Genomic DNA, 25,548 nt, shown 5'->3' on the forward strand with positions numbered 1-25,548 from the left:
GGGGCACTGCTCTAATTTGCAGTAGTTTCGTTTCTTTAGTACTGTGAAAAGGTGGGTGTCGCCACATGGACCGACACCTGGAATCCATCCGCAGGAGATAGAAGTGACAGACTCGCCGGCCCACCTCGCCGTGGAGTTCGAGGACCTTCCCCGACTGCGCGATCTGCTCGACGCGGGTCACGATGTGGAAGATGAACAGGGATGCCATAACGGCTGGACGCTACTCAGGCACGCGATTGATATCGAGTGGGACGGTCATGTGCAAACAGGAGAGCCTTTGCGTGCCGATATAACTGCTTACCTCCTCGCGAGGGGCGCCGACCCTCTGCGGATTATCGAGGGTAAGTCGATCCTTTCCGAAGCCGAGGATAGTGGTCACTGGCTCGCCGCTGACATCATGAAGGCGTGGATCGCGAGAGGGGAGCGAAAGTGAGGTAATCCCGGCAGGTAAAGCTGGCGGGGGGTGTGGGGCTCGAATATTCGATTCATGCGCTGACCTGCGGTCCTTGCCAGGTCTGCGGACCTTGAGTGTTGCCGTCTGAGCGGTTGCTCAAAACGGCTTGAGCGACTGCTTAACCGGGGGAGCTGGAGATCCAGTGCGTCTAGCGAACCCGCAGGTCGGACACTGTGGCTGAATATTCGAGCCCCACAGGTTGTCGGTGGTGGAGTCGCGGTTGCGGCCGACCACGCACCGGGCCCACCGGGATCACGTTCGGTTGCATCTGGTGCCGTACCTGGGCCGGGTGAATCTGGTGGAGTTGTCGCGGCGGGATGCGACGCGGATGTTCGTGGCGTTGGGGCGGCGGCGGACTCGGTGTGGTGCGCCGATCAGCGCGTCCACGTTGGAGCGGATCCGGGCGACGTTGCGGGTGGCGCTGAACCACGCGGTGCGTGAGGACTTGATCGCGGGCAATCCGGCGCAGGGCGTCCGGTTGCCGGCGCCGGTGCGGACGCATCCCGTGGTGTGGACGGCTCGTCGGGAGGCGGCCTGGCGGCGCGGGGGAGAGCGTCCGCCGGTGGCGGTGTGGACGGTCGAGCAGTTGGCCGCCTTCCTGCGCTTCGCGCGGGAGGATCCGTTGTTCGTGCTGTGGTGGCTGGTGGCCTTGCGCGGGCTGCGGCGCGGGGAGGTCGCGGGCCTGCGCTGGGTGGATATCGATCTGGAGCGGCGTGAGCTGACCATTGCCCATCAGCTGGTGCACACCGACGAGGGGCTGGTCTTGTGCGAGCCGAAGAGCGCGGCCAGCCGGAGAACGTTGGCACTCGATCCGGAGACTGTTCGGCTGCTGCGCCGACACGAGCGGGCGCAGCGCCGGGGGCCGGGGGAGCGGTGGTCACCGACCGGCCCGGTCTTCGCCCTGGGCAGCGGGACGGCGGTGCAGCCGAGCTATCTCACGCACCGCTTCCATAAGCTGGTCGCCGCCAGTGGGCTGCCGCCGGTCCGATTGCACGACCTGCGCCACGGAGCTGCGACGTTGGCTTTGGCGTCGGGCACGGAGTTGAAGGTGGTGCAGGGCACGTTGGGGCATGCCAGCATCGTGCTGACCGCCGACACCTACGTCTCGGTGCTGCCGCAGCTGTACCACGACAGCGCCCACGCGACCGCGCGGCTGGTGCTGAAGGCGGTCCGGGCGACCAACCGGAAGATCGGCGAGGCCCGGGAGAGGGCGTGACTCACATGTGGCTCACCGTGACTCACGATCAGATGACGCGACTACGGATCCGGGTAAAGCCGCAGGTCGGCGTGGTAGGGCGGGTGGGACTTGAACCCACGACTCACGGATTATGAGCAGATGCCTCCGTCGTGTCGGCAGGAACCGCTGGGGCGGGTGCGGAATGATCAGCCGGGCCGGGACACTCGTGCTCGCGCAGAAGGGCCTGTGCCACGGCCGCGGCGGTGACCGCCTGCTCGCGTTGGCGTTGTTCTTCCGTCAGCGCTGCGGTTAGCTTGGTGAGCTCTTCGCGCAACCGTTCCACTTCCATGGCTGCAGATTCTCTGGCCTGGTCGGCTGCGGTGCGTGCCTGCTCGGCCACGGCCGCGGCGGTGACCGCCTGCTCGCGTCGCTCTTGTTCGGCGGCCAGCGCCTGGTGGAGTCGGTCGATTTCCTGGGCGTGCGCCGCGGCGGTACCGCGAGCCTGGTCGCGTTCGCGTTCGGCCTCGCGCGCCCGCTCTTCCTGAGTCTGTACTTGGCGGCGCAGGCCGGCGAGCTCGTGCTGCCGGTCGTCGGCCTCCTGCTCCAGTTGGGTGATGCGAGTAGTCGCGGCGGTGTGCAACTCGGTGAGCTGGGCGGTCCGCTGCCGGGCGGCGTCGCGGTCTGTTTCGGCCTGGTGCTGCCGGGCGGCGGCGTCGGCGGCGCTCTGCTCGGCCTGGGCGCGGGCGGCCTGGTGTTCGCCGACCTGGCGCCAGGCATCCTGTTCGCGTTCTTCGGCGCGATCGCGGGCGAACTCGGCCTGTTCGCGGGCCTGTTCCGCGGCAGCGATGCGGGCGGCGGCGGCGTTGGTCGCGGCCGTGGCGTGTTGCTCGGCGGCCGCCGCGGCGGCGCGGGCCTCCTCGGCGGCCTGTTCGGCGGCCTCGACCTGGGCGAGCGCGCCGCGGCTCAGCTCGGCCAATTGACTGCGCAGCGCGTCCTGAGCGGTCTGCCACTGCTCGCCGGCGGCCAGCAGCGGCGCCAGCAGGTCCTGGGTGCGTAGCAGGGCGTTGGCCACGGGGGCGGCATGCGCCGTGGTGCGCGCCCGGTAGGCGGCGGCCCGGCAGGCGTCGCTGCAGTACTTGGCGCGGCTGCTGCGCCCGGGCAAGGTCTTGGCGCACCCGGGACCGGCGCATCGCGGCTCCGGCTCCGCCCCGGCGTTCTTTTTTCCGCCCGGCTCACCGTTCTCAGCCGGGGCGTCCACCGCCCCAGTTTCCTGATCGTCTGCCACAGTCCGACAGGTTACCGTTTTTAGCGTTCGAACGTAGCTGTTTCGTGCGTTCGCAAACGGTTACCACGCATGATCTGACCCGTGATAACCTTCCTTATCGCGGGTCAGGATCGCGGTGCGCAGGGCGCGCCGGAAGCGGGCGGGAGACGGGTGTGGACGACGACGGACGGGCACTGCCGGCACCGGCAGTGGGGGAGCGGCCGCCGATTTACGCGCTTCCAGAACATGCCGACGCCCACACCGCCGTTGACTACACCCTTAGCGCGCGCACCCAGGCCCGCATCGCCGACGGCGTGCCCGCCAACACCCGCCGCGCCTACGCCCGCCAATGGGCCACCTTCACCACCTGGTGCGCCGAGAGCGGCCGCGTCGCGCTGCCCGCCACCGCCCACACCCTGGCCGAATACACCTCCCAACTGTGCGAGGCCGGACAGGCCCCGGCCAGCATCGAGCAGGCCATCGCCGCGGTGCGCACCATGCACCGCCTGGCCGGCCACACCGGACGGCCCGCCACCGAGTCCGCCCGCCTGGCGCTGCGCGCCTACAAACGCCAGCGCGCCGAAGCCGGCGGCCGCGGTCAGCGCGAGGCCCCGCCCATCACCATCGACGCGCTGCGCGCCATGGTGAGCGTCTGCGACCTGGCCACGATGATCGGGCGGCGGGACCGACTGCTGCTCGTGCTCGGCCTGGCGCTGATGGGCCGCCGCAGCGAACTCGTCGCCCTCATGAGGGAGGACGTGCGCGAGGTCGCCGACGGCCTCGAAGTCACCATCCGCACCTCCAAGACCGACAAGGACTCGACCGGCGAGACCATCGCGATCCCGCGCGGCAGCCACCCGCTCACCGACCCCGTCGCCGCCTGGCGCGACTGGCTCACCGTCCTCGACCAGGCCGGACACACCTCAGGGCGGCTGCTGCGCCGTATCAACCGGCACGGCACCCTCGGGCCCTCGCTCGGCGCCGACGCCGTCAACACCATCGTCCGCGACCTCGCCGTGCGCGCCGGCGTTCCTTCTGCGGAGACCATCACCGCGCACAGCCTGCGCGCCGGTGGCGCCACCGTGGCCTATGCCGCCGGCGTCCCGGTCGCCGTCATCGCCAAACACGGCCGCTGGGCCCCCGCCTCGCCCGTCGTGCTGCGCTACATCCGCGCCGTCGACCGCTGGCGCGACAACGCCATGCGCAACGTCGGACTTTAACGCGCCCATGGCCCTTATCCGGACAAACGGGTTAGGCCCGTATCAGGGCAATCGGGAAACACGCCGTCGAAAAAGATAGTGACAACGCAAAGGCCCCGCCCATAGGCGAGACCCGCACCTACCCACGGAAGCAGGTAGGGGAATCGGTATGAACGCTACCAGTGCGTCGGTAAGGCCCGTCAAGCCAGGCCCAGGGCGCACCTGGGCGTAGCGAAACCATAACGGTGCCGAGCGGTGCCCCGGGGCGCATGCATGCAGAGGTACTCCCGATGCCTCCACTAGAGGGAACGCTGTCACTGTCATAGATCTACGCCTCGGCGCAACGTCATGCGGCGGCGCCCAGGTCATGGTCATCTGGCGGCCACGCGGGACCGGGCAGAACCATCCTGTCCGTGGTGCGTCACAGCCCGGAGCTGCCATCAGCGGATCAGGCCTCGCCGTCGTCCCAACGGGAGCGCCCTCGCAGCAGTTGCTGCTCACAGCCCGACTGCCCCGACACGGCCAGGAACTCCTCTGGACTCGTCCGCGCCCGGCTTGAGCGGTGCTGCCAGGCACACATCACCAAATAGTCACGGCGGACGGGTTACTGCTCGCCGCCCGCAGGCTCCACATGCTCGGTCTCCAGACCACCCCGACGAACCGCCGGGTGGCGGCAGCGAGGGACCAACACCAGCGGTGCCCCGGGACGCATGAAGCCAGAGGATCCCGGGGCTCATGCCGTCCACGCTAACAGTGACGACCGAAGGAGAGCGTTTCCGCAACATCCAGCCTGCGCGCGAACAGGAGGACCTGGACGGCCCTGCACCCGACTGTGCAACCGCTGCACCTCAACCGTTCCGCAGGCGAAGATTCCACCGCAGCCGCGATGACCAACCGCTGCAATCACGTGACGTAAACCTGGTCAGGGCCTCATTGGCCATCCCGCTTTCAGCGAAATGGCCACGTCCATTGCACTGGCCGGCAGTCCCAAAGGACGGGCAGCAGGGGCCATCAGGTTACGGTCAGGCTCCTCCACGCCTGCGCCGGGCGGAATTCAGTCGGCCGATGCTTCGCCACCGCAGTCAGGCGTCAACGTCACCGTCGAACCAGGCGGACGTGGGGCCGCAGACGCGAAGATCATGAAAGGCGGAAACGCTTTGCCCCGATATGGGCGGCGCAATTATGTGACCAATGCACTGAAACCTTGTGACGAGGAAATTCAAGTGGCTAATCCTACGCGAGCCCGGCAAGGGCGGCCGCCCCAGCAAGTACTGCTGCAAGCTGTGCGCCAACGAGGCCAGCCGGACCGCCGACGGCGCCCCCGCGGCGGTGGCCACGCACACCGCGGTGGCCGCCTTCACTGCCGAGGCCGGCCAGATCCGCGCCCGGCTGCACCAGCGTGACGCCGAGCTGGCCGCCGAACGCGAGGACCTGCGCCGGCTGGACGAGCGCCTGGAGCAGGTGTGGGAGGCCATCGCCGCCCAGCTGGCCCAGGCCGAGACGAGCGTGCGGCAGGCCGAACAAGACGCCGAGCAGGCCCGGACCTCGATGCGCGCCGCCCACGCCGCGCGCCAGCCGGCCGAACAGGAACGGGACACGGCCCTGCGCGGCCGGCAGGAGGCCCTCAACGCCCAGCGTGAGGCCGAAGAGCACCGCGACCGCATCCACAGCGAAGCCCGCGCCGACTCCGAACGCCTCGATGTACGATCGGCCGGCTCACCACCCAGCTGCACGACGAACCAGGCCTTACCAAGCGCCAAGCCGAGCAACTGGCACCCCTGGGCGCCGACCTCTCCCGCGCCGCCGACCTGGCCGAGGAACGTGCGGCCGCCCTGGCCGAGGAACGTGCGGCCGCCCTGGCCGAGCGCGACAGCCGGCTGCACGAGGCGCGTGCCGACGTCCGCCGCCTGCAGGAACACCTGGAGCAGGCCGCCGCGCATCTGACCACCACCCGGCGGCAGCTCCACGAGGCCACCGCCGCCGCCGGGGAAGCCCGCGCCGAAACCCGCGCGGTGCGCGATGACCTGGCGGCTTCGTGCGGGTCAGGGTTGGGTGTCGAGCCACTCCTGGAAGGTGGGGCCGGCGAGCTTGGCGTGCGGGCCGGGCAGGAGGCCGCCGCCGGCGGCGTACTCGGCATCGGGCAGGTCGGCGCCGTCGACGCCGACGACCTGGATGCCCCGGCGGGCGCCGAGGAGCCTGGCCGCCTCGGCCATGATCTCCTTGCGCGGCCCGGCGATCTCCGGGATCGGCGTTCCGGGAGCGGGCTGGGCGGGCGCGTCCGGGTCGGTGGCCAGATCGACCAGGGCCTCGGCCACGGTGCGAGCAGCCACGAGCTGGCTGGGCCAGTTCGGGATGTAGGCGACGTCGCCCTGCTGCCAGTCCAGGAGTTGGCCGACGAATTCGTGGAACTGCGCGGCCCGCAGGATGCGAGCGGGCAGGGGACCGGACAGGTTGGCCTCCTCGTGCACCTGCTGGGCGACACCGAAACCGGCGGTGGCCTTGTCCATGCCGATGATGGAGGCGATGACGATCTGGCCCACTCCTGCCTTCTGGCCGGCCTCGTGCAGGTTGCGGGTCGCCGTACGGAAGAATTCCGTCGCCGCCTGCTCGTCGGAGGCGTGCCACGAGGCGACGTCGATGATGACGTCGACCCCGGTGAGCGCCTCGGCGAGGCCCTCACCGGTGATGACGTCCACGCCGGTGGCTCGTGACATCGGTACGACCTGACGCCCCCGTTCGGTGAGGACGTCGACGACGTGGCGTCCCAGCCGGCCGGTCGCTCCGGCGACTGCGAACGTGCTGATGCTCATGTTCCATGCCTTTCTCGGGTGCTGAATGATGGGTCGACGCGCGAGCGTTACGCGCTGTAATTCCGGCCGGGAGGCATGCCGGGGATCGGCTTGGCGATGAGAGCGGCGGGGGTGAAGAAGCCGATGTGGGCGATCGCCATGATGAGCGACCAGAGCGCCTTGTCGTCGTAATGGGCCGATGCCTTGGCATAGAGCGCGTCGGAGACGCGCTCCCCGTACGGGTTCGGGGTGAGGACGGCCTCCACGAGCTCCAGCGCGACCCGTTCGGCGTCGGTGAAGTAGGGGGCGTCCTGCCATGTCGCCACGGCGGTGATGCGCTCCTCTGATTCCCCGGCTTTGCGGAGATTGCCGGTTTCCCGGATGGTGAAGTACGTGCTGCCGAGGATCTGCCCGGCGCGGAGCTGCAGCAGGCTGATGGTGGTCTGTGGAATCGGGCCGTTCCTGAGGGCCCGGTGCAGCCCTTCGGCGATTCCCGCCATGTCGGGAAGGAATGGGAGGGGGTTCGGCATACGAGATTTGAGGTCCGAATTCGTGGTCATGGAGAGGTCTTCCTTCTCGGTCGTGAGTGAGCGTCCTGACGAGCAAGAGATCCCGGCGACCCGCTTCCTGTGACAGCGAGACCTGTGTGACATAGGCCACCGATCGTGGGTGTCACAGAGCGGTGGGGACCGGGATCGTATGCATGGCACGACCGCGAACGAACGGACAGGAACCAGTGATGAACGCACGGAGCGAGCAACCGACGGGCGGGCCCCTTGCTCGGGACAGCCGCATGGACTCGGCCACCGAGGCGTTCGTCGCCCACCGCAACCTGCTGTTCACCGTCGCCTACGAGATGCTGGGTTCGGCGGCCGACGCCGAGGACGTCCTGCAGGAGGCGTGGTTGCGGTGGGCGGGCGTCGATCTCGGTACGGTCCTGGACCGGCGCGCGTACCTGATCCGGATCACCGCCCGGCAGGCGCTGAAGCGGCTGCGTACGCTGGGCCGGCGCAAGGAGTCCTACGTCGGGCCGTGGCTGCCGGAGCCGTTGCTGACCTCGCCTGATGTGGCCGAGGACGTGGAGCTGGCCGACAGCGTCTCGATGGCGATGCTGCTGGTGCTGGAGACGCTTCAGCCGACCGAGCGGGCGGTGTTCGTGCTGCGCGAGGTGTTCGACCTGGACTACGACGAGATCGCCGAAGCCGTTGGCAAGAGCCCGGCCGCGGTCCGCCAGATCGCCCACCGGGCGCGGGCGCACGTCGCCGCGCGCCGGCCACGGGGCACCGCCTCACCGGCCGATACCCGGGCCGCGCTCCAGGCCTTCCAGCGGGCGGTCGAAACCGGCGATCTGCAGGGCCTGCTCGACATCCTCGCGCCGGACGTCGTGGCCCTGAGCGACGGCGGTGGGATCAAGCATGCCCTGCTACGGCCCGTGGTGGGCGTCGGTCCGGTGGCTCGGCTGCTGGCCGTCGGCTGGTGGAAGCGCGACGCGGAACGATCGGTCGAGCTGGTGCAGATCAACGGCGGGCCGGGGCTGCTCGTCCGGGTTGACGGGGAGATCGACGGCGTGCTGGCGGTGCGGGTGGAGAACGGCTACGTCACCGGCGCGTACCACGTACGCAATCCCGAGAAGCTGTCGCGCGTGGAACGGGAGACCGCCGTGAGCCGCTGAGGGCGGGACGGCCTCAGCTGTGCTTGTCGCCGTGATGAGCGACGAGGCGGGTGAGCAGGTCGATCAGGGTTCGCCGGTCGTCCGCGGGCAGCGGGGCGAGGAAGGCGTCCTGGGCGGCGGCGAGTAGCCGGTCGAGGTGGGTGAGCTGGCTCCGGCCTGCCGCGGTGATGGTGATGACGTTGCGCCGGCGGTCGTCCGGGTCGGGCGCACGCTCCAGGAACTGCCGTTCGGCGAGGTCGTTGACGGTCGCCACCATGTCGCTGCGGTCGATGCCGGTGCGGCGGCCGAGGGCGGCCTGGCTGGCCGGGCCGTACTCCTCCAGCGCGGCGAGCAGGGCGTAGTGGTAGCGCCGGACGCCGGCCTGACCGAGCGCTTGATCGACGATCCGGTTGGCGGTCTGCGCCGCCTGGTTGGTCAGCCTGCTCGGCAGCGTGCGCAGCCGCTGCGGCGGCGGCCCCTCTGGCGTGTCCACGGGGACAATCTAGCAAATTGTTGGCCGCACCCACGATTAGGTGTACTGTTGGCCGCACCAACGTTGGTTTGACCAACGTTCTCTTCGAGAAAGCGGATAACGGACATGCAAACTACGGACGCCCTTCAGACCCCGGTGGGGGTCTGGAGCGGTCAGACGCACCACGACGGCCGGACTGACTCCTTCACCATTTCGTTCGCGCCTGACGGCACGGTCGCGCTGCGCACCCCTCGCAGCGTGGGCACCGGGGTCTGGAGTGCGGGCCGGCCCGGCTGGTTCTCCTACGAGCTCACCGAGCTTTTCACCGACTCGGGCCGACGGCAGATTCACGTTGAGGCTCGCCTTGAGGAGGCCGGATATCACGGGACCGGCACCGTCGAGACGCACACCACCTCGGCGAAGTACCTCGGCGAGGGGCAGGCGGCCTGGCACGACGTGGTGAGCCTGGGCGCGCCGATCCGGGGGCGCACGCTCTACCCCGGTGACGAGGGCTTCGCGGAGGCCTGCTCCGGCTGGTTGCTGACGGTCGAGCACCGGCCCGCGGCGGTCGTGGTCGCCGCCGACGCCGAGGACGTGGCCGCCGCCGTCCGGTTCGCGGCGCAGGCGGGACGGCCGGTCGCGGTTCAGTCGACCGGGCACGGCAAGTCGGTGCCCGCGGAGGGAGCCGTCTTCATCGCCACCGGGGAGCTGCGCGAGCTGTCGGTGGACCCGCGTGCCCGTACCGCGAGGATCGGAGCCGGGCTGCGGTGGGGCGAGGTGCTCACCGCGGCGGCCGAGCACGGCCTCGCGCCGCTGTGCGGCTCCTCCGGCCAGGTCGGGGTGATGGGCTACCTGACCGGCGGCGGGCTCCCGCTGACCGGCCGTACGTACGGCTTCGCCGCCGACCACGTACGCTCGCTCGACGTCGTCACCGCCGACGGCCTGCTGCGCACCGTCTCGCCGGCCCAGGAGCCCGACCTGTTCTGGGCGGTACGGGGCGGCAAGAGCAACTTCGGTGTCGTGGTCGCGGCCGAGATCGACCTGCTGCCGCTACGTACCCTCTACGGCGGTGAGCTCTACTACCCGGTCGAGGACCGCAGGCGCGCTGCCCACGTGCTCGGCTCCTACCTGGCCTGGACCAAGGAGCAGCCGGAGGAGATGTCGTCCTCCGTGACGTTGCTGCGCTTCCCTGACGTGCCGCAGTTGCCCGAAGAGTTCCGCGACCGTTCGTTCGTGCAGGTCCGGGTGGTCCACATGGGGGAGGAGGGCGCGCGGCTGGTGGAGCCGTTGCGTGCGCTCGGCCCGGAGAAGGACACCTGCGAGACCAGGCCGTACACGCAGATCACCGAGATCTACCAGGACCCCAAGAACCCCGTCAGCGCGCACCTGCGCAGCGCGTTGCTGCACGAGCTGGACGACGAGGCCGTGGAGGAGCTGGTCTCGTTCATCGACCCGGCGACGCCCGGGGGGCCGTTCCCCGGCATCGAGCTACGTCACCTGGGCGGGGCGCTGGACCGGCCGCCCGGCCGCTCGCACGCGGTCAGCACCCAGGGCGCGGCCTTCCACCTGTGGATGCGGATGCCGGCTCCGGCCGAGCAGGCCGACGCGGTGCGCAAGGCCGCCGACGAGGCGCTGGAACGGCTGCGGCGGTGGGACACCGGTGCCATGCTTCCGGGGTTCATGTTCGACCACGACTCGGCTCCCGAGCGGGTCAGGCGGGCCTACACCGAGGTCGCCTACCGGCGGCTGGCCGAGCTGAAGGCGAAGTACGACCCGAACCAGCTGTTCCGTATCAACCACAACATCCCGCCGACCGGTGACGGTGCGGGCCCCCGATCCTGAACGCCGCGCCCACCCGGCCGGGCGGGCCTCCTCGCCTGCCCGGCCGACGTGGCCCGCCCGCGAGCCGAGCGGCGGCCACCGCACCGCGTCTCGGTCAGCTCGCCGCGGTGAGCGGCGCCGCGATGGCCTCCAGGCCCTTGCGCTCGGCCTTGACCCCGAACAGCAGCTCCACCAGTCCCGCCGCGATCATCACGATGCCGCCGATGGAGAACGCCAGCGCCGTGTCCCCGGGCACCCCGGTCTCGACGAGGGAGGCGAAGACGAGCGGGCCGGCGATGCCCCCGGCGGCGGTGCCGATCGCGAAGAAGAACGCGATGGCCAGGGCCCTGGTCTCCATGGGGAAAATCTCGCTGACGGTCAGGTACGCCGAACTGGCCCCGGCCGAGGCGACGAAGAGCACCACGGACCAGCACGCGGTCAGCGTGACGGCCGTCAGCAGGCCCTGGCTGAACAGCCAGGCCGTGCCCAGCAGGAGCATCCCGGACCCGAGGTACGTGGCCGAGATCATCGGGACCCTGCCCACGGTGTCGAAGAGGCGGCCGAGCAGGAGCGGGCCGAGGAAGTTCCCGACCGCGATGACGGCGAAGTAGTAGCCGGCATTCGTGTCGATCTTGAAGAAGGTGGTCAGGATCTGCGCGTAGCCGAAGGTGATCGCGTTGTACAGGAACGCCTGCCCGATGAAGAGCGACAGGCCGAGGATCGTACGTTTGGGGTAGAGCGCCACCATCGTGTGGGCGATCCGGCCGAAACCGATGGACTTGCGCTGGTGCACGGTCACCGACTCCGTCGGCTCCGGCAGGTCGGCGCCGATCTGCCGCTCGATGCCGCCGACGATCTCCTCGGCCGCCTTCTCCTTGCCGTGGATGAACAGCCAGCGCGGGCTCTCCGGTACGTGCCGCCGTACCAGCAGGATCGCCAGGCCCAGCACCACGCCCAGGCCGAACGCGACGCGCCAGCCGATGTTCACCGGCAGGTCGTTCAGCAGCGGCACGGTCAGCAACGCGCCGCCGGCGGCGCCGAGCCAGTAGCTGCCGTTGATGATGATGTCGATGCGCCCCCGGTGGTGACTCGGGATGAGCTCGTCGATGGCGGAGTTGATGGCCGCGTACTCGCCGCCGATCCCGAACCCCGTCATGAACCTGAACAGGAAGAACCACCACGCATGGAAGGAGAACGCGGTCATCAGGGTCGCCGCCAGGTAGACGACCAGCGTGATGAGGAAGAGCTTCTTCCTGCCGAACCTGTCGGTCAGCCAGCCGAAGAACAGCGCGCCCACGCAGGCGCCCGCGACGTAAAGCGCCGCGGCCAGGCCCGCGACCTGCGCCTGAGTGATCTCGAGGCCGCTGCCTGGCTTGGCGAGCTGCCCTGACAGGTTGCCCACGATGGTGACTTCGAGCCCGTCGAGTATCCAGACGGTGCCGAGCCCTACGACGATCATCCAGTGCCAGCGGGACCAGGGGAGCCGATCAAGGCGCGCGGGCACTTTGGTGGTTATGGTGCCGGTTTCCACGTCGCTCATAAGCTTTTCTGGCTACCCGCGTTCTTGCCGGATAGGCTTCCTGGCCCCGTTTGTCGATCATGCAGCCTATGCGGCCCGGTATTTGTCCCGGACCTCCGGCAGTGGCTGGAAACCGGCTGACCTGTAGGTGGCGACGGCGCCGACATTGGAGCTCGGGGTGCAGACGATCGCGCTGGACGAGCCCAGGTCACGGAGCGCGGCGGCCGCGGCGACGGTGATCGCCCTGCCGTAGCCGTGACCGCGGTGTTCCCGGTGCACGCCCATCGGCTCCAGCAACCCGGGCCTACCCGGACCGGCCGACCACACCGTCACCGCCGCCACCGCGTTGCCCTGGCCGTCGTACGCGACCAGGCAGCGGGCGTCGGCGTACGGCGATCCGGCCGCCATCGCGTGCCAGCGCTCGTCCGTGAACGTCGAACCGTCGAACGAGGCCCGCTGTACGGCGGTCCGCACGTGCGCCTGCTCCGGCCCGATCACCTCGATCCGCACGCCCGGATCCTTCACCGGCTCCGCGAGGTCGCGGCGCAGCGGTGTCCACGGATCGTCGACGTCCCAGCCGTTCTCCGACAGCAGATCCTGGACCAGCGCGGGCATGGGCGCTTCGACGTTCACCTTCCCCTCGATCAGCACGCCGCGCCCCGGCTCGGTCACGTCCTCCACCAGTTGCCGCGCCAGTTCCTCGTCCTGCTGAGCGTCCGGCGCGATCGTCAGCCGCAGCAGATCCGGCTGGTCCAGCAGCCCGACGGCGAGAATCCGGCCGTCCCGGCTCCACGTCCGGACCGCCGCCGCCGTCGCCTCCGGGCCGAACCGCCAGAACCAGCCCACGTCGCCCGGATGCAGTTGCATCGGCGCCCCGTCGTCCTGCCACTCCCGCAGCACGCCCACGACCTCGCCCAGCCCGTCGACTCCCGGCTCACCCAACACAATCGCCATGGCCCCGATCACACTCCACCGAACCGCCGGTCCGCACCTGGTTTTCGGCCGGCCTGATCGCCGAGGGGGTGGCGATCCTGCAGGCCGCGCCGGCCCGCGACCGGCTGGGCGAATAGCGGGCGCAGGCCGCGATCGCCGCCCTGCACGCGGACGCCCTGAGCGCCTGCGAGACGGACCGGGTGCAGATCGTGGAGTGGTACGACGAACTGCATCCGTCCCGCGAGCCGGTTCCACTGACGTTGGTCACCGCCCGGCAAGCATCACCTACGCGACGTCGGGCCGTGTCATCAGCGGCGACCGCACATGCCGCGTCAGACTGGGGCCGGTCAGGGGCACGATGTTCCATGTCGCCACCGCTGTCCCCGCGTCGGCGTCGACCACCAGCCGAACCCGGTGCGGGGTGGTGATGACGTAAAGCTCGGCCACGAACGTGTTGCCCTGCCAGGCGCCGGCCGCGACGACAGGGCGGCCGAGCGGCGAACTCTCCCGCCATTCGCCGTGGCCCGCCTCGACGTCGAGGGACGACCCGAATCGCAGGAGCCAGCCACCGTCCACGGGATCGACGATCACCGTGGTTCCGTCGGGCAGGGCCGAATCCTCGGCGGAGGCGTCGAGCCTCGCCTTGACGGAACGCTCCGGGACGGCCGAACCCTGTACCTGTGTGAGTGACAGCCGCCGCAGCCGATCGGCGAGGATCTCGTCGTCCCGGGTGCTTCCCGGGTGGTCCATGCCGGGCAGCAGGCACTCCCAGATCGCGTCGAACACTGCCTGCGCCTGCGCATGGGCGCCGGTCACGGCGACCACGAGATCGTGCGACGGGACGACCACGCATTGCTGGCCGAAGGCGCCGTTGCCGTGGTAACCGTGACGCGACATCCAGAACTGGTAGCCGTAACCGCACACGAAGTCGGCGTCCGCCGATCCGTCCTCGAACGGCAGGGTCGCGATGTGCCGGCGGGTCGCGAGCTCCACCCATTCGCGCGGGACGAGCTGCCGGTCGCCCCAGCGGCCTCCGCGCAGCAGCAGCTCCCCGAAGGCGGCGACGGCCTCGGCCCTGAGGTGCAGCCCGTGGAATCCGAAGGAAGCACCGCTCGCCACCCGGTCCCATTCGGCGTGGTCGACACCCATCGGATGGAGGAGGCGCTCGTCGAGCAGCTCCGGAAGGCCGCGGCCCGTGACCCGTTCCACCATCCGGGCCAGGATGAAGGTGGTCGGATTGTCGTAGGCGTGCCGTGTTCCCTCGGCCTCGGGAAACGGTACGCGCAGGAAGCCCTTCACCAGGTCGTCCGGTTCCAGTTGCCAGGCCTCGGCGAGGCTGTCCGTACGGTGCCCGGTCGTCATGGACAGCAGGTGGTGAACGGTGAGGCGGCGCCCCTGCTCCGAGATGCCGGCCGGAACGTGATCGGGCAGCACGTCCACCACCCGATCGTCCAGCGAGAGCAGCCCGTCGGCGATCGCCAGTCCCACGGCGAGCGAGGTGAACGACTTGGTCAGCGAGTAGAGAAGGTGCGGGCGTTCGGCCGAGTACGGCGCCCACCAGCCTTCGGCGACGACGTGGCCGTGGCGTACGACCATGATGGAATGACACTCGACGGATTGGGCTTCGAGCCGGTCCAGCAGTGCGGCGATCGAACGGGACGACATCCCCGAGGCGGCCGGTGTCGAGCGCGGCAGTAGGGGGCGCTGAGAAGGCATCCGAGCACCCTAACAAATCCGCCCGATCGAGTTACAGGGGATTTAGCTGGGCAACTCACCTCGGCCAGCGACTGACGTGGCGGGCGGGTCACTTCAACGAATCCTGTAATGGGGCGAAGAGCCGACTTCCCCGATTACGGTGCGAGAAATGAACGCTGACCAGTTGCATGAATACGCGAACCAATTGCGTGACAATTTCTTGCGACTGCAGGATCAATCCCTCGAACTGTACCAACGCGCCCGAGCCCTGCAGGTCACCCACAGCTCGCCCGACGGCCTCGTCACCGCCACCGTGCAGCAGGCCGCGGCGATGGCCCAGGAGGAGATCGTGCGGATGTTCGCCCCCCTCGTCCCGCCGGAGCAGATGCGAGCCCACCTGGACGGCGACCTCCACAGCGTGCTGGGGCACCTGGACGACCGGCTGCGCGAGATCGGGTAGCGGATGGCCGAGCACGTACGGATGGAGCGGTCTCAGGTCGAGGCCGGGCTCAAGAGCTGGCAGGGCCACACCGCCGGACTCGGTGACGCTCTGCGCGACGCCACCGCCCGCATCGAACGGCTGCACACCACGCAGGCACACCCGACACAGGACACCACGCCGACACCGCGCTCCCGCGAAGAGGTCTATGCCCGCCGGCGCGGTCCCGCCGACGACCCGGAAGCGGATCCGGACCTGTGGGCGCTGCGGGCCGTGGACGGGCGGATGAGCGAATCCCGCTATCGGGACGAGGACGCCGAACGCCAGGCAGGCAAGATCCTCCAGCGCATAGCGAACACCTGGGGCCGCGACGGGATCCAGTGGCTGCTGGACACGTTCCAGGCGCGTTCCTCGTACGTACGCGACGGCATCGTCTGGGCCGCCCGCCAGAACGGCCTGGCCGGCCCGAGCGGCGAGCAGCAGTCAACGCGGCCCCTGGGGCAGAGCGGCCGGAGCGGCCAGCCGCAGGAGGCCTCCTACCAGGCCGAGGACCTGTACGACTCCCAGGCCGACCGGCGCCACTGGAAGGACGTCATGCGGGAGGCCGACCATCTCGCCCACCAGTACACGGCCGCCGACCGAAACCAGAACGCGGACGCGTTCCAGGATGCCATCGACGACACCAGGCGTTCGTCCACCGTCACGGCCTGGCCGACGCCAGTCGGACGCCTTGGTACAAGTTCAAGGGCGCGGCGGAGATGGACGACTGGATGGCCTTCCGCGAGAGCGAGGACACCAGCACCGGCATCGGCTTCATCAGCGAGATCCTGCTCTATGACTTCGACCTGGAGCCGGACGACCTGAAGGGCACCGATGCCGCCGGTCAGAGTGGTACGCAGGGGTACGAGCCGCCGCTCTCCGACCAAGGCGACTTCGGCAAGGTCAATGTCGAGCGCCGGGCCAAGGTGCCCCTCGCCGGACTGCGCCCGCAACGGGTGGAGGACTACGACAAGGCCGCCCAGCCGCTCAGCGAGGAGCACAAGGCGGCAATGCGGAAGGCGTACGGGGAGGCCGAGCGGATCGTGCGTACATCGCGGAGGAACTGAGCGCGGTGGGGGAGGGGCTGGTCGTGCACGACGCGGTGACGGTGGAGCGGCCGTACGGGTGGTTCTTCACGATCACCACGGCGGAGTTCGTCGAGACGGGCGACCCCGGCACCACGTACGCCGGACTGGGACCGGTCCTGCTGCGGCGGGCCGACGGCGGGCTCGTCGAGTACGACTCCATGTACACCGGCGAGGCGGCGGCCGAGGCCCACGAGGCGGGGCTGTGACTCGGTGGCGGCCCGCGATCTGCGACGCGTGCGCCAGGCTCCGGCAACGGGTTGACCCGCAGGCGGCCGGCCGGTACGTCCCCTATTGCGAGGCCTTCCCCGAAGGCGTCCCGGCGGAGGTCTATGGGGGCGGTTTCGACCACCGGTACGAATACCCCGGCGACGGCGGCGTCCGGTTCGCGCTGCGGCCGACGGCCGAGGGGGCGGTGCGGGCGTTCGAGCTACGCCGCCCCTGAGAGGCGAGGGCTGTCCGGGCCAGAGGTTGTGCGGTGTCAACTCTTTGTGAGGCCGAGTCAGACCGCCCTGCTGCGCTTCCCTGTCGGTCGCAACGGGTGCAGGAGAGCACCGGGATCATCCTGACCCCGCCGGCGCCGTTCACGACGCGGGACCACCGCCTACTACGAGATCGTGCGGAAACCGGCCCGAGCGCAGATCATCCCGAGCCGGCGGACCGAGATCCGGGGCGACAACGGGCTCTTCCCGGAGCCGACGATCGTGTCGCGCAGCGGGCGCCGCCCGCAGATGACCCACCGCAACGAGCTACCCGTTCCCTTCGCCGCGCACCTGCACGGCGACAAGATGCCCCAGAGAGCGAGCAACGGCTACCCGACCGACCTGGTGCTGCCGTCGGGCGCTTTGCAGGGGCACGAGGGGGATAAGCACAGTGCTGGCCTGGCCATCGCCACCGCCGCCGTGGTGACCACCGCGCAGGCCCTGCGCGGGGGCCGGTATGGGTACTGAGCGCGGCGGTCGTTCCCCACCGACGCCACCGCCGTCGAAGTGCGGTCCGAACGGCTGATCATGGTGCGCCACCTCATCAGCCGCCACGTGGCCAAGAACAGGGCTGTTTCAAAGGCAGCGTAGGCGCTGGTGATCGCTCATCTGGAGGAGAGCTGATAGTGCGACACCACGACCTGCCCGTCGAGCACGCGCGAATCGACGAGCCGCAGCTTGTGGCGCTGCTCCGGCGCGGCGAACAGCTGCCGACCGCCGCCGAGCACCACCGGGTGCACGGCGATGTGATACTCGTCGATGAGCCCCAGCTCGGTCAGTGCGGCCGCCAGCGCGGAGCCGCCGGTGAGGAGCAGGTCCCCGCCGCCGGGCCGGGCCTTGAGGGCGGCGACCTCCTCGGCCAGGTTGCCGCTGATGACGCGGCTGGTCCACTCGTCGCCCGGGTACGTACGCGAGAAGACGATCTTCGGCGTGGCGCGCCAGAACGGCGCGAAAGCGGCGACGTGCGCGTCATCCGACATCGACTCGGCGTTCGGCCAGAATCCCACCATCATCTCCCACACCGGACGCCCGAACAGCAGCGTGTCGACCCCCTTGTCCAGACCTTCGGAGTACGCGGACAGCTCCGGTCCCATCACCGGCCAGTCGAACTCCCCGTTGGGCCCGTCGATGAACCCGTCCACCGACGCGTGCACCCAGTAGATGATCTTGCTCATTGGTTACCTCTCTTGTCTGTGCGGTCATAGGTAGGTCGGAGCCGACCGCTGCTTATCGACATGCGACGGCAATCAGACCCGGCACGGCCAAGGCGACGCGGCCATACGCCCGCAGGAATCGACCCGGCAGGAGGCACGATCGGGAAGTCGTGCCTCCGACATCTGAACATCGACATCAGGTCGCGATCATGATGATCCACCAGTCGGGTTCCCATGCCGCCTCCCTTCCGCGTCGCTGTCGCTGTCTGCGACTTTGGCGTACCGCGACAGGCCGGGACATCCGTGCGGCCCCCCTGACCGCCACGGAGCGCGCACGGACACGCCACGGAAAGACCTCACTCCTCCAGCACCGAGACCCGCCTTCTCCGTCAGCCCCACCAGCAGCGCGTCCAACTACCGCACCTGCCGCTCGCCCAGCGCCGCATGCAGGGTGTCCCACAGCGCCGTTCCGCCGCAGCCTCCCAGCCGAGCCAGGCGCGACACCCCGCACCGCGTCGTTGAAGATCGCCTTCGGCCCGTCCCCGGTGCCCCAGGCCCGCTTAGCCCCATACGCATCACACGGCCTGTCGGCGTCCTGAACGGATACGGGAGGAGCTGCTCAAGCATCTGCGCGAGGAGCGGATCGAACCTCCGACGCCTGGACGGATCTCCCGGGTCGTGGCCCCGGCCCTGCGCACCGCCCCCGGCGGGGGGCTGTTGTCAACGGCAAATCCGAGACAACCCTCCCGACAATCTGGCGCCGGACAACCGGGAACCAGCCCCGCGACGGCGCGATCGTCGCCTCACCGTTCCCCTCCGGAGAGGGGTGCCGTTAACCAACGTGACACAGGCCGCCAAATAGGGTCTGAGCTGCGAAATCAGCTTCCTGCTTCCGGTTCGGCCCGCGCCGGTCGGCTGTTCGACGGCGCGGGCCGCTCAGTCGTCGGCGGCCCGTACTGCGGCGGCGATCGGCTCCAGCCCCGCGACCAGCTCGTCGAGCTCGTCCACGCTGAGCACGTCGTACGCCAGGGCCGCCAGCTCGTCGGTGAGCGCCTCGATCCGCTGCTTGGTCTCCCGGCCGGCGGAGGTGAACCCACCGGCGGCGTCCACGAGGCCGCGGCCGCGCAGCCCATCGACGACGGCGGCCAGCTGTGCTTTGGGCAGATGGTGGATCCGGCCGAACTCCTCCGCCCTCATTCCGAGGGAAAGAGCCATGAGGACGTGGGATTCGGTGCCGCCGATGCCGTGGGCGAGAAGGGCGGCGTTGTGGCCGTCCCCGCGGTGCTCGCGCAGCAGTGTCGCCGCGTGCCAGAGCCTGGCCACCGGCTCCTCGGGTACGTCGAGCGCCCGCAGCCCGGCGTACAGCACCCGGCCCTCGGCCGGCGCGCTGAGCGCTGCTCGGGTGGCGAGGTCGGCGGCCCGTACCAGGGCGGGGGAGTCGGCGTGTTCCCCGATCCTCTGCCGCAGGGCGGCGGCGCTGCTCCGCTCGCGCACGGCGATCGCCTCCTGCGGGCTGATCTTCCCCCACACCCAGGGGATGTGGCGCGCCACCTCGCCGTCGGCGAAGTTGTAGAACACCGCGTGCACCACCTCGGCCGGTGCCATCCCCAGCGGCGCGGCCCGGCCGGCGAAGTATCCGTCCCAGTAGTTGCGCATGCCGAGGGCCAGGAACGCCTCGTTCGGCACCTCGGAGAAGGTGACGGTGGCGATCGGCTCGACGAGCTCGAACATGCGGTGGATCTTGGCCTGTGGGTGCGGCATCGGTGGTCATCTCCTGTGGTCGTGGCAGCGCCCCTGGCGGGCGGCCTCTCATCCTGGCTACGAACGACGTGGCCCGGATACGACAACTCCGGTCGATAATTCTCGGTCGATTCTGCCGGGTGGCGCCGGGGTATCATCCAGGCTCGGTCGCCCGCCGGGGTTCTTCGGGCGGATCGTGGGACCGCGTGCCGGCCGGGCAGCTTCAGCCCGGCGCCGACGCTGATCTTCCACGACCCGCTTGCGGAGGCGATCCCCCTGCGGGGCGGCGAGCTGGTCCTCAAACTGGCGAGCCGTCACGGCGGGCCGCATGCCCTCGCTGGATCGGCTGGGCCGTTCCCTGCAAGACCTCATCAGCAGCAGCGGCCGCGCTCTCGCTGCCCGGTGTACGGGCGGACGTGGTGGCCAGGCTTGCAGAAGCGTGCCGATGCCAAGTACTGCAGTCGGCGATGTCGCACCGCGGCCTGGCGGGAGCGGCAGGGCGAGGTGCCGAAGTGGCTGGCGATCTTCGGGCGCGGGCGGACCGGTAGCGTTCGTGATCCGTCGGTTCGTAGTCGCGGCAGTTGGGGCGGGCTCTCATGATCCACGACAACGTGCGCTCCACGATCCAGCGGCGGGGTAACACGACGAATCCGGGCTGATTCCGCGGCCGGGAGACGATCTTGAGGGTTAGCCGGACGCGGGTGCGGGCCCCTGCCACCAGCTCACCACCATAGGCGGAGTCAGCCCGCTGAGGGTGGAACAGGCGCAACGGGTGAGCATGTCACGGGCAACGGCCCGGTCCGGCAGGTCGGCCGGGGTGACGATCGCGTTCAGCGGCAGCCCGCGCGTGTCGACCGCTATGTGCCGCTTCGTCCCGCCTCCGAGGCGGCCCACGAGCGGGCACGGGGAGAGCCACTTCCCGTCCCAAGCGCGCCAAGGAAATGGCAACACCAGCCGCGTCGGATCGCCGCTTCCCGATCGGCACCCGCCACGGCCGGCAGGAGCAGGCCTTTCCGCGCACCGCGGTGAGGGGCCGAGGCATGGGCCAACGCGGGCGGCCGGTCGACGCTCAGGCGGACTGACGCTCCTCTCGCTGCCGGATCAGCTCCTCGACCGCGCTCGGCAGAGTCGTCTCGAAGTCGATCAGCTTCGCCCACGTCGGAGTCACCACGATCCGGACCATGCCGTCGTGGTAGAGCGAACGTACCTCCGCCTCCCACTCCACCCGCTGCTCGGGCGTCATCTCCTAGGTGCTGGTCGCCTGGAGATACTCGTCCGGAATCCCATCGACGAAGTCCAGCTCGGCCCGACCCCGGATGAGCAAGATCCTGGGCGGGTGCGCCTCGGTGTCGATCGTCAGGGCTACCATCGGGTTCTCGCTCAAGGCCTGGAGCTTCGGAGCGTTCTTCGGAGTGGACATGACGATCTCCGAGCCGTTCCAGGCAAAGATGATCGGGATGTTGCGGGGTGTGCCGTCCTTGGCAACGTAGGCCAGGCGGGCCACGTCGCGGGCCAGCAGTTCCCGGCTGAGCGGCCGGTTCAGAACTTCGGTGACCTCGTTCGGTTCCACGGTCATTTCTCCCATGATCTGTTTCTTGATCCGCCCGGCTTGCGTGATCCAGGGTGGTTGCTGATGCGTCGTCTCCGGCTGCGGGCGCGAGCCGGATCGCCCTGGTCGGCCGCGACGGAGCGTCAGCGGAGCTGCTGGGCCAGGCCGACGATGATGCCCTCGGGGCCGCGGACGTAGCAGAGCCGGTAGCTGTCCTCGTACTGCTCCAACGTGCCGACGAGTTCGGCACCGTGGGGACGCAGGCGGGCAATGACGTCCTCAATGTCGTCGACGGCGAACATGACGCGGCGAATGCCCAGCGTGTTCGCCGGCGCGTCCTTCGGCTCGGCGCTGATCGCCTTCGGTGTGTGGAACATCGCCAGCTCGATTCCGCCGACGCCGCCCGGGATCCGCAGCATCGCGACCTCCTGCCGAACCCCGTTGAGCCCGATGACACGCTCCGCCTGCTCTGCCCAACGCCCCTCGATCAGCGCCCTGCCCTCCAACTCCATGCCGAGTTCGACGAAGAACGCGATGGCGGCGTCAAGGTCGTCGACAACAATCAGGACGTTGTCCATCCGCTGGATTGCCATGCTGGGTCTCCTTCATCACGCGGCCGGTTCGTGGCCGCTGGTATTCCTGGGACGGAGCCGGCACCGCATTCTCGACATCCTCCCCGGCTCGTGCCCAGTTTGCTCGGAGGTCCGGCACTACGGAAATCCCATCGCCTTCGGCGTGTGGTGCCTCGCCGGCTCGATCGGGCCGTGGCCGTCCCGGGTCCGCATCATCGCCACGTCGAGCTCGACGAACGTGCCGCCCAACGCCTCTTGAGGTCGTCGACGACGATGCCGACGTTGTCCATCCGCTGGACGGTCACCCGACTATCTCCCGGATTGATGCGGCGCTCTACCTCCGCCGATGGAATCTTGATCCCACCTTGTCCCCCTGAACGGGCCGCCCAACAGATGCGAATGTCATCGTGCCGCGGCATCTTCCTCGGTCAGCGGGGGCGGGATCCTCGGGTCGGGCAGCAGGTCGGCCAGTACGGTGCGCACGGCGCCTCGGCTCACCCCGCGCTCACGCGCGAGACCCGCGATCGAGGCGCCCTCGTCACGGAAGGTCGCCCGCACTTCCTTCAAGCTGGTTTCCGGCGAGTGCGGGTGACCCGCCGCAGTAGCGGCCTTCGGCTTCGGCCGCGGCGATCCCTTCGGCGGTCACTTCGTTCTGCAGGTCGCGCTGGAACTGCCACAAGCGCGAGGTTCGCGGCCCTGTCCCGCGAGCGCGATGATCGCCAGGAGGTGGTCGGCGTTCGGGACACCGGGGCCGGGTATGCCTGCGCGAGCAGTTCAGCTCTCGCGGGGACCGGCGATGTCGCCCATCAGCGTGCCAACGCCCCCGTCAACAGGTCCATCGCCATGACGTCGGCGAAAAGCGAACTGGCGGCGCACCTTTGTCTGACGGTCAGGTTGCGGCTGATCAGGGATCTCGTCGCGACCCACCACCCGCAGCGGCACCGCCGCACCGCCCCGTACGGATCGTCCAGTTTGGGGTCCTGTACTGGCCGGATGCCAAGGGCTGAAGACGCCGGAACAGGGTTCAATAGGCTGCGAGCAACTGCTCGAGCAGAGCCGCGGTGGTTTCGCCGGTCGAGGTCCGCGTTACGACGTTGAGCTCCCAGGTGATGCGCTCGTTCAGAGGGACGACTGTGATGCCGTCGCTCGGCGGGATCAGGAGTTCGGGGAGCAGCGCGATGCCGAGGCCGTTGGCGACGAAGACCGGGATCGCGTTTGTCTCGGTCGCCTCGACTCTGACATCGCGCACAATCCCGCGTGCGCTGAGCGCGGCGTCGAGGACGTCCCGGTTGCCGAAACCGACAGGCGCGTCCACGAAGGGCTCATGTGCGAGGTCCTTCAGCGCCAGTCTCGCGTGCGATGCGAGTTCATGGTCGGCCGGGAGGATGACTGCGTAGGGCGTTGTGGCGAGCCGGTGCACGGCAAGGCCCGGGCCTGCGGTGGCCGCTGGGAGCCCGTACATGCTGAGATCGAGCCGCCCCCGCCGCACGGCGTCGGCGAGTTCCGCCGAGCCGGACGGAGACGCGCGCAGCCGGAGGTCGACGCGCGGGTGTTCGCGGTGGAAGGCGCCGATGACGCGCGGGATCGCCAGGTAGCTCACGCTGGAGAACACCCCGATGCGCAGCTCGCCCCGCAGTTCGCCTCGCGGGTCGGCCGCGGTGCGGGCGCGCGCCTCGGCGTCGGCGAGCGCGCGAAGCGCAGGTAGCACCGCTTCTCCGGCGGCGGTGATCCGCACCCCTCGCTGGTCTCGCTCGAAGAGCGCGGTGCCGAGCTCTCGTTCCAGCGCCCGGACACCGGCGGAGACGGTCGACTGCCCTGCGTGAACCCGTTGCGCGGCACGCGTGAAGCTCAGCTCGTCGGCGACCGCGATCGCGTACTCGACCAGTCGGGTCTCCATCTCTCCGCCTCCTGTGCCATCGTTCACGTCGATAACTATGAACAAGAGTATGCGTTGGACACGATGATATGAGGCGTCGAGCATGGAGGAATGACGACAACCGCGGCTCCCCCTCTGACTCCAGCCACCGGACGGCTCTCGCATGGGGCGGGATTCTGGATCATCGCGCTCGCCTTCAGCACCGAGCTCGCGTTCTGCGCCGTGCCGACGCCCCTCTACGCGATCTACCAGCAGCGCGACGGCTTCCCGACGATCGTCCTCACCATCATCTTCGCCGCATACGCGGTCGGGGTCATGCTGAGCCTGTATCTCGCGGGCCATGTCTCCGACTGGCTCGGGCGCCGACGCGTGATCCTCGGCTCGCTGCTGGTCAACCTGCTGGCCGCGATCCTGTTCCTCGTCTGGAACGACGTCGCCGGCCTCATCGTCGCCCGCTTCATCAGCGGACTCGGCATCGGCATCCTCACCGCCACGGCGACCGCACACCTCTCCGAACTCGGCGCGGCGGCCAACCACGCCAAAGGCCGCATCGCCCTCGTGTCGACCTTCGCGAACCTCGGCGGCATCGCCCTCGGCCCTTTGATCGGCGGGCTCACCGCGACATGGGCCACGCGACCGCTCGTCGTGCCCTTCGTGGCCTTCGCCGTCCTCCTGGTCGTCGAAGGGATCCTGGTCGCCTTCGTTCCCGAGACGGTCGAGCGCCGTGAGGAGCGCCCTGCCTACCGGCCGCAGCGCGTCGCAGTGCCGGCGGCAGGGAGAGGCGCGTTCTGGGCGGCCGGAGCGGCGGCATTCGGGGCGTTCGCGGTGTTCGGCACCTTCATGGGACTGTCCTCGACCTTCCTCGTCGGTCTCCTCGGGTTGCATTCGCACCTGCTCGCCGGCCTGGCGCCATTCGTCGTTTTCATGGCGGCAGCCCTCGCGCAGATCGTCACCGTGCGGCTGGCGACGCGCCTTCAGATCGGGCTCGCCATCGCGCTCGCCGCGCTCGGGCTCGTGAGCATCGGCGTTGCCGCCATCATCGCCTCGCTTCCGCTCTTCCTCATCGGCGGCGGGGTCGCGGGCGCAGGGATCGGCATCCTGTTCCGGGCCGCCCTCGCCATCGTCACCGCGGTCGCGGATGCGGAGCGTCGAGGCGAAGCGCTGGCCGGCACCTTCCTCATCGCCTACGCCGGCATGACCATCCCGCCGCTTCTCACCGCCGCCGCGCTCAGCGTCTGGCCCGCAGTCGTCGTGCTCATCGGCCTGGTCACCCTCGCCGCGATCCTCGTCGCGATCTCCGGCTCCCGAATGCTTCGCCGCTGATGACTGATTTGCTGGTCAGCCGGTGGTAGAGAGCCAGGCGCTCAGGCAATAGCCCTGAGACGGTGAGGGTGTCGCCGGGGTGCGCGGCGGAGGCGACCTTGGCGAACGCGGGCCGTTCCAGTGCGGGAATCTTGGAGGTGGGCGCCGGGTCCTCGAACACCAGCACCACCTCGGGCGGGTGGAACCCCTCGGCGACTCCTTCGGTCCGGACCAACGGCCCGGCCACGGTGAGGAGGTGCTGCTGCCGGAGCAGTGACTGGGCGCGGTGGACGAGCGGGAGTAACGATCCGCACCGGCGCTCCTCGGTAGTACGGA

General features: G+C 69.6%; 27 protein-coding genes and 1 pseudogene. 14 read left to right on the forward strand and 14 right to left on the reverse strand.

The window, feature by feature from the left end:
- The first annotated feature begins 103 nt into the window (after positions 1-103).
- Together HD596_RS42435 and HD596_RS42440 are read left to right on the forward strand one after the other, a co-directional pair.
- Positions 104-433, forward strand: a complete 330-nt coding sequence (locus tag HD596_RS42435; RefSeq protein ID WP_185075056.1) for an ankyrin repeat domain-containing protein — start codon at positions 104-106, stop codon at positions 431-433.
- 292 nt (positions 434-725) lie between these two features.
- The gene (locus HD596_RS42440) at positions 726-1,670 is read left to right on the forward strand and encodes a site-specific integrase (protein WP_313047645.1); all 945 of its coding nucleotides are present in this window, start codon (positions 726-728) and stop codon (positions 1,668-1,670) included.
- A 103-nt stretch (positions 1,671-1,773) separates the two neighbouring features.
- Here HD596_RS42440 and HD596_RS42445 read toward each other — a convergent pair whose 3' ends face one another.
- Positions 1,774-2,916, reverse strand: a complete 1,143-nt coding sequence (locus HD596_RS42445) for a hypothetical protein (protein ID WP_185075058.1) — start codon at positions 2,914-2,916, stop codon at positions 1,774-1,776.
- 152 nt (positions 2,917-3,068) lie between these two features.
- Between HD596_RS42445 and HD596_RS65190 the strand changes: the two genes are divergently transcribed.
- Both HD596_RS65190 and HD596_RS42455 read left to right on the forward strand, forming a co-directional pair.
- A complete protein-coding gene (locus tag HD596_RS65190) occupies positions 3,069-4,115 on the forward strand; it encodes a site-specific integrase (protein ID WP_185075059.1) in 1,047 nt (348 codons plus the stop codon).
- Between the two features lie 1,185 nt (positions 4,116-5,300).
- Positions 5,301-6,038: a hypothetical protein gene (locus tag HD596_RS42455; RefSeq protein WP_185075060.1), complete on the forward strand. Its 738-nt coding sequence runs from the start codon at positions 5,301-5,303 to the stop codon at positions 6,036-6,038.
- A 98-nt stretch (positions 6,039-6,136) separates the two neighbouring features.
- Here HD596_RS42455 and HD596_RS42460 read toward each other — a convergent pair whose 3' ends face one another.
- Both HD596_RS42460 and HD596_RS42465 read right to left on the reverse strand, forming a co-directional pair.
- Positions 6,137-6,904 carry an SDR family oxidoreductase gene (locus HD596_RS42460; protein WP_185075061.1) on the reverse strand — a complete coding sequence of 256 codons (768 nt, stop codon included), beginning with the start codon at positions 6,902-6,904 and terminating at the stop codon, positions 6,137-6,139.
- 47 nt (positions 6,905-6,951) lie between these two features.
- Positions 6,952-7,383 carry a carboxymuconolactone decarboxylase family protein gene (locus tag HD596_RS42465; RefSeq protein ID WP_246555262.1) on the reverse strand — a complete coding sequence of 144 codons (432 nt, stop codon included), beginning with the start codon at positions 7,381-7,383 and terminating at the stop codon, positions 6,952-6,954.
- Positions 7,384-7,676: 293 nt separating this feature from the next.
- Between HD596_RS42465 and HD596_RS42470 the strand changes: the two genes are divergently transcribed.
- Positions 7,677-8,555 carry an RNA polymerase sigma-70 factor gene (locus HD596_RS42470; RefSeq protein ID WP_246555264.1) on the forward strand — a complete coding sequence of 293 codons (879 nt, stop codon included), beginning with the start codon at positions 7,677-7,679 and terminating at the stop codon, positions 8,553-8,555.
- A gap of 13 nt (positions 8,556-8,568) precedes the next feature.
- Here the strand turns inward: HD596_RS42470 and HD596_RS42475 are convergent, their stop codons facing one another.
- Positions 8,569-9,027, reverse strand: coding sequence for a MarR family winged helix-turn-helix transcriptional regulator (locus HD596_RS42475; RefSeq protein ID WP_185075064.1), 459 nt, complete (start codon positions 9,025-9,027; stop codon positions 8,569-8,571).
- 105 nt (positions 9,028-9,132) lie between these two features.
- On the opposite strand from HD596_RS42475, the gene HD596_RS42480 reads away from it, so the two are divergent.
- Positions 9,133-10,848, forward strand: coding sequence for an FAD-binding oxidoreductase (locus HD596_RS42480; protein ID WP_221519794.1), 1,716 nt, complete (start codon positions 9,133-9,135; stop codon positions 10,846-10,848).
- 94 nt (positions 10,849-10,942) lie between these two features.
- Here HD596_RS42480 and HD596_RS42485 read toward each other — a convergent pair whose 3' ends face one another.
- On the reverse strand, positions 10,943-12,367 hold the full coding sequence (locus tag HD596_RS42485; RefSeq protein ID WP_185075065.1) for an MFS transporter: 1,425 nt from the start codon (positions 12,365-12,367) through the stop codon (positions 10,943-10,945).
- Positions 12,368-12,433: 66 nt separating this feature from the next.
- A complete protein-coding gene (locus HD596_RS42490; protein ID WP_185075066.1) occupies positions 12,434-13,300 on the reverse strand; it encodes a GNAT family N-acetyltransferase in 867 nt (288 codons plus the stop codon).
- A 50-nt stretch (positions 13,301-13,350) separates the two neighbouring features.
- Between HD596_RS42490 and HD596_RS62670 the strand changes: the two are divergent.
- Positions 13,351-13,509: pseudogene (locus HD596_RS62670) on the forward strand (RNA polymerase subunit sigma-24); the annotation flags it as partial.
- Positions 13,510-13,564: 55 nt separating this feature from the next.
- Here HD596_RS62670 and HD596_RS42495 read toward each other — a convergent pair.
- On the reverse strand, positions 13,565-14,995 hold the full coding sequence (locus HD596_RS42495) for a serine hydrolase domain-containing protein (protein ID WP_185075067.1): 1,431 nt from the start codon (positions 14,993-14,995) through the stop codon (positions 13,565-13,567).
- A 199-nt stretch (positions 14,996-15,194) separates the two neighbouring features.
- Here HD596_RS42495 and HD596_RS42500 point away from each other — a divergent pair, with 199 nt between their 5' ends.
- The 6 genes from HD596_RS42500 to HD596_RS42525 all read left to right on the forward strand — a co-directional run bounded on the left by HD596_RS42500 (position 15,195) and on the right by HD596_RS42525 (position 17,487).
- Positions 15,195-15,434, forward strand: a complete 240-nt coding sequence (locus tag HD596_RS42500) for a hypothetical protein (protein WP_246555266.1) — start codon at positions 15,195-15,197, stop codon at positions 15,432-15,434.
- A 3-nt stretch (positions 15,435-15,437) separates the two neighbouring features.
- Complete coding sequence (locus HD596_RS42505; protein ID WP_185075069.1) at positions 15,438-16,277, forward strand: hypothetical protein; 840 nt, start codon at positions 15,438-15,440, stop codon at positions 16,275-16,277.
- Entirely contained in the window at positions 16,184-16,519 is a 336-nt protein-coding gene (locus HD596_RS42510; RefSeq protein WP_185075070.1) for a hypothetical protein, read from the forward strand. The genes HD596_RS42505 and HD596_RS42510 overlap by 94 nt, the downstream gene beginning before the upstream one ends.
- A gap of 5 nt (positions 16,520-16,524) precedes the next feature.
- On the forward strand, positions 16,525-16,746 hold the full coding sequence (locus tag HD596_RS42515) for a YrhB domain-containing protein (protein ID WP_185075071.1): 222 nt from the start codon (positions 16,525-16,527) through the stop codon (positions 16,744-16,746).
- Positions 16,743-16,982, forward strand: a complete 240-nt coding sequence (locus HD596_RS42520) for a hypothetical protein (RefSeq protein WP_185075072.1) — start codon at positions 16,743-16,745, stop codon at positions 16,980-16,982. Before HD596_RS42515 ends, HD596_RS42520 begins: the two co-directional genes overlap by 4 nt.
- A gap of 172 nt (positions 16,983-17,154) precedes the next feature.
- Complete coding sequence (locus HD596_RS42525; protein WP_313046318.1) at positions 17,155-17,487, forward strand: multicopper oxidase domain-containing protein; 333 nt, start codon at positions 17,155-17,157, stop codon at positions 17,485-17,487.
- 137 nt (positions 17,488-17,624) lie between these two features.
- Here the strand turns inward: HD596_RS42525 and HD596_RS42530 are convergent, their stop codons facing one another.
- The 7 genes from HD596_RS42530 to HD596_RS42555 all read right to left on the reverse strand — a co-directional run bounded on the left by HD596_RS42530 (position 17,625) and on the right by HD596_RS42555 (position 23,931).
- On the reverse strand, positions 17,625-18,194 hold the full coding sequence (locus HD596_RS42530; protein ID WP_185075073.1) for a dihydrofolate reductase family protein: 570 nt from the start codon (positions 18,192-18,194) through the stop codon (positions 17,625-17,627).
- Between the two features lie 915 nt (positions 18,195-19,109).
- Positions 19,110-19,934, reverse strand: a complete 825-nt coding sequence (locus HD596_RS42535; RefSeq protein ID WP_185075074.1) for an SCO6745 family protein — start codon at positions 19,932-19,934, stop codon at positions 19,110-19,112.
- 1,048 nt (positions 19,935-20,982) lie between these two features.
- The gene (locus tag HD596_RS62675) at positions 20,983-21,156 is read right to left on the reverse strand and encodes a hypothetical protein (protein ID WP_246555268.1); all 174 of its coding nucleotides are present in this window, start codon (positions 21,154-21,156) and stop codon (positions 20,983-20,985) included.
- 3 nt (positions 21,157-21,159) lie between these two features.
- Positions 21,160-21,489 carry a pyridoxamine 5'-phosphate oxidase family protein gene (locus HD596_RS42540; RefSeq protein ID WP_246555277.1) on the reverse strand — a complete coding sequence of 110 codons (330 nt, stop codon included), beginning with the start codon at positions 21,487-21,489 and terminating at the stop codon, positions 21,160-21,162.
- Between the two features lie 116 nt (positions 21,490-21,605).
- Entirely contained in the window at positions 21,606-22,055 is a 450-nt protein-coding gene (locus tag HD596_RS42545; protein ID WP_185075075.1) for a VOC family protein, read from the reverse strand.
- Between the two features lie 381 nt (positions 22,056-22,436).
- Entirely contained in the window at positions 22,437-22,592 is a 156-nt protein-coding gene (locus HD596_RS42550; protein WP_185075076.1) for a hypothetical protein, read from the reverse strand.
- A gap of 466 nt (positions 22,593-23,058) precedes the next feature.
- Positions 23,059-23,931 (reverse strand): LysR family transcriptional regulator, encoded by an 873-nt coding sequence (locus HD596_RS42555; RefSeq protein WP_185075077.1) that lies wholly within the window; start codon positions 23,929-23,931, stop codon positions 23,059-23,061.
- 90 nt (positions 23,932-24,021) lie between these two features.
- Here HD596_RS42555 and HD596_RS42560 point away from each other — a divergent pair, with 90 nt between their 5' ends.
- Entirely contained in the window at positions 24,022-25,233 is a 1,212-nt protein-coding gene (locus HD596_RS42560) for an MFS transporter (protein ID WP_185075078.1), read from the forward strand.
- Positions 25,234-25,548: the final 315 nt, after the last annotated feature.

Origin of the sequence: Nonomuraea jabiensis (assembly GCF_014204795.1) — a bacterium.
GTDB lineage: Bacteria > Actinomycetota > Actinomycetes > Streptosporangiales > Streptosporangiaceae > Nonomuraea > Nonomuraea jabiensis.

Bases quoted from the DNA above. Each gene is read 5' to 3' on its own strand.
- HD596_RS42460 (WP_185075061.1), bottom strand. From the start codon at position 6,904: ATGAGCATCAGCACGTTCGCAGTCGCCGGAGCGACCGGCCGGCTGGGA.
- HD596_RS42465 (WP_246555262.1), bottom strand. From the start codon at position 7,383: ATGGCGGGAATCGCCGAAGGGCTGCACCGGGCCCTCAGGAACGGCCCG.
- HD596_RS42470 (WP_246555264.1), top strand. From the start codon at position 7,677: ATGGACTCGGCCACCGAGGCGTTCGTCGCCCACCGCAACCTGCTGTTC.
- HD596_RS42480 (WP_221519794.1), top strand. From the start codon at position 9,133: ATGCAAACTACGGACGCCCTTCAGACCCCGGTGGGGGTCTGGAGCGGT.
- HD596_RS42485 (WP_185075065.1), bottom strand. From the start codon at position 12,367: ATGAGCGACGTGGAAACCGGCACCATAACCACCAAAGTGCCCGCGCGC.
- HD596_RS42490 (WP_185075066.1), bottom strand. From the start codon at position 13,300: ATGGCGATTGTGTTGGGTGAGCCGGGAGTCGACGGGCTGGGCGAGGTC.
- HD596_RS42495 (WP_185075067.1), bottom strand. From the start codon at position 14,995: ATGCCTTCTCAGCGCCCCCTACTGCCGCGCTCGACACCGGCCGCCTCG.
- HD596_RS42505 (WP_185075069.1), top strand. From the start codon at position 15,438: ATGGCCGAGCACGTACGGATGGAGCGGTCTCAGGTCGAGGCCGGGCTC.
- HD596_RS42510 (WP_185075070.1), top strand. From the start codon at position 16,184: ATGGCCTTCCGCGAGAGCGAGGACACCAGCACCGGCATCGGCTTCATC.
- HD596_RS42530 (WP_185075073.1), bottom strand. From the start codon at position 18,194: ATGAGCAAGATCATCTACTGGGTGCACGCGTCGGTGGACGGGTTCATC.
- HD596_RS42535 (WP_185075074.1), bottom strand. From the start codon at position 19,934: ATGCCGCACCCACAGGCCAAGATCCACCGCATGTTCGAGCTCGTCGAG.
- HD596_RS62675 (WP_246555268.1), bottom strand. From the start codon at position 21,156: ATGACGCCCGAGCAGCGGGTGGAGTGGGAGGCGGAGGTACGTTCGCTC.
- HD596_RS42540 (WP_246555277.1), bottom strand. From the start codon at position 21,489: ATGACCGTGGAACCGAACGAGGTCACCGAAGTTCTGAACCGGCCGCTC.
- HD596_RS42545 (WP_185075075.1), bottom strand. From the start codon at position 22,055: ATGGCAATCCAGCGGATGGACAACGTCCTGATTGTTGTCGACGACCTT.
- HD596_RS42555 (WP_185075077.1), bottom strand. From the start codon at position 23,931: ATGGAGACCCGACTGGTCGAGTACGCGATCGCGGTCGCCGACGAGCTG.
- HD596_RS42560 (WP_185075078.1), top strand. From the start codon at position 24,022: ATGACGACAACCGCGGCTCCCCCTCTGACTCCAGCCACCGGACGGCTC.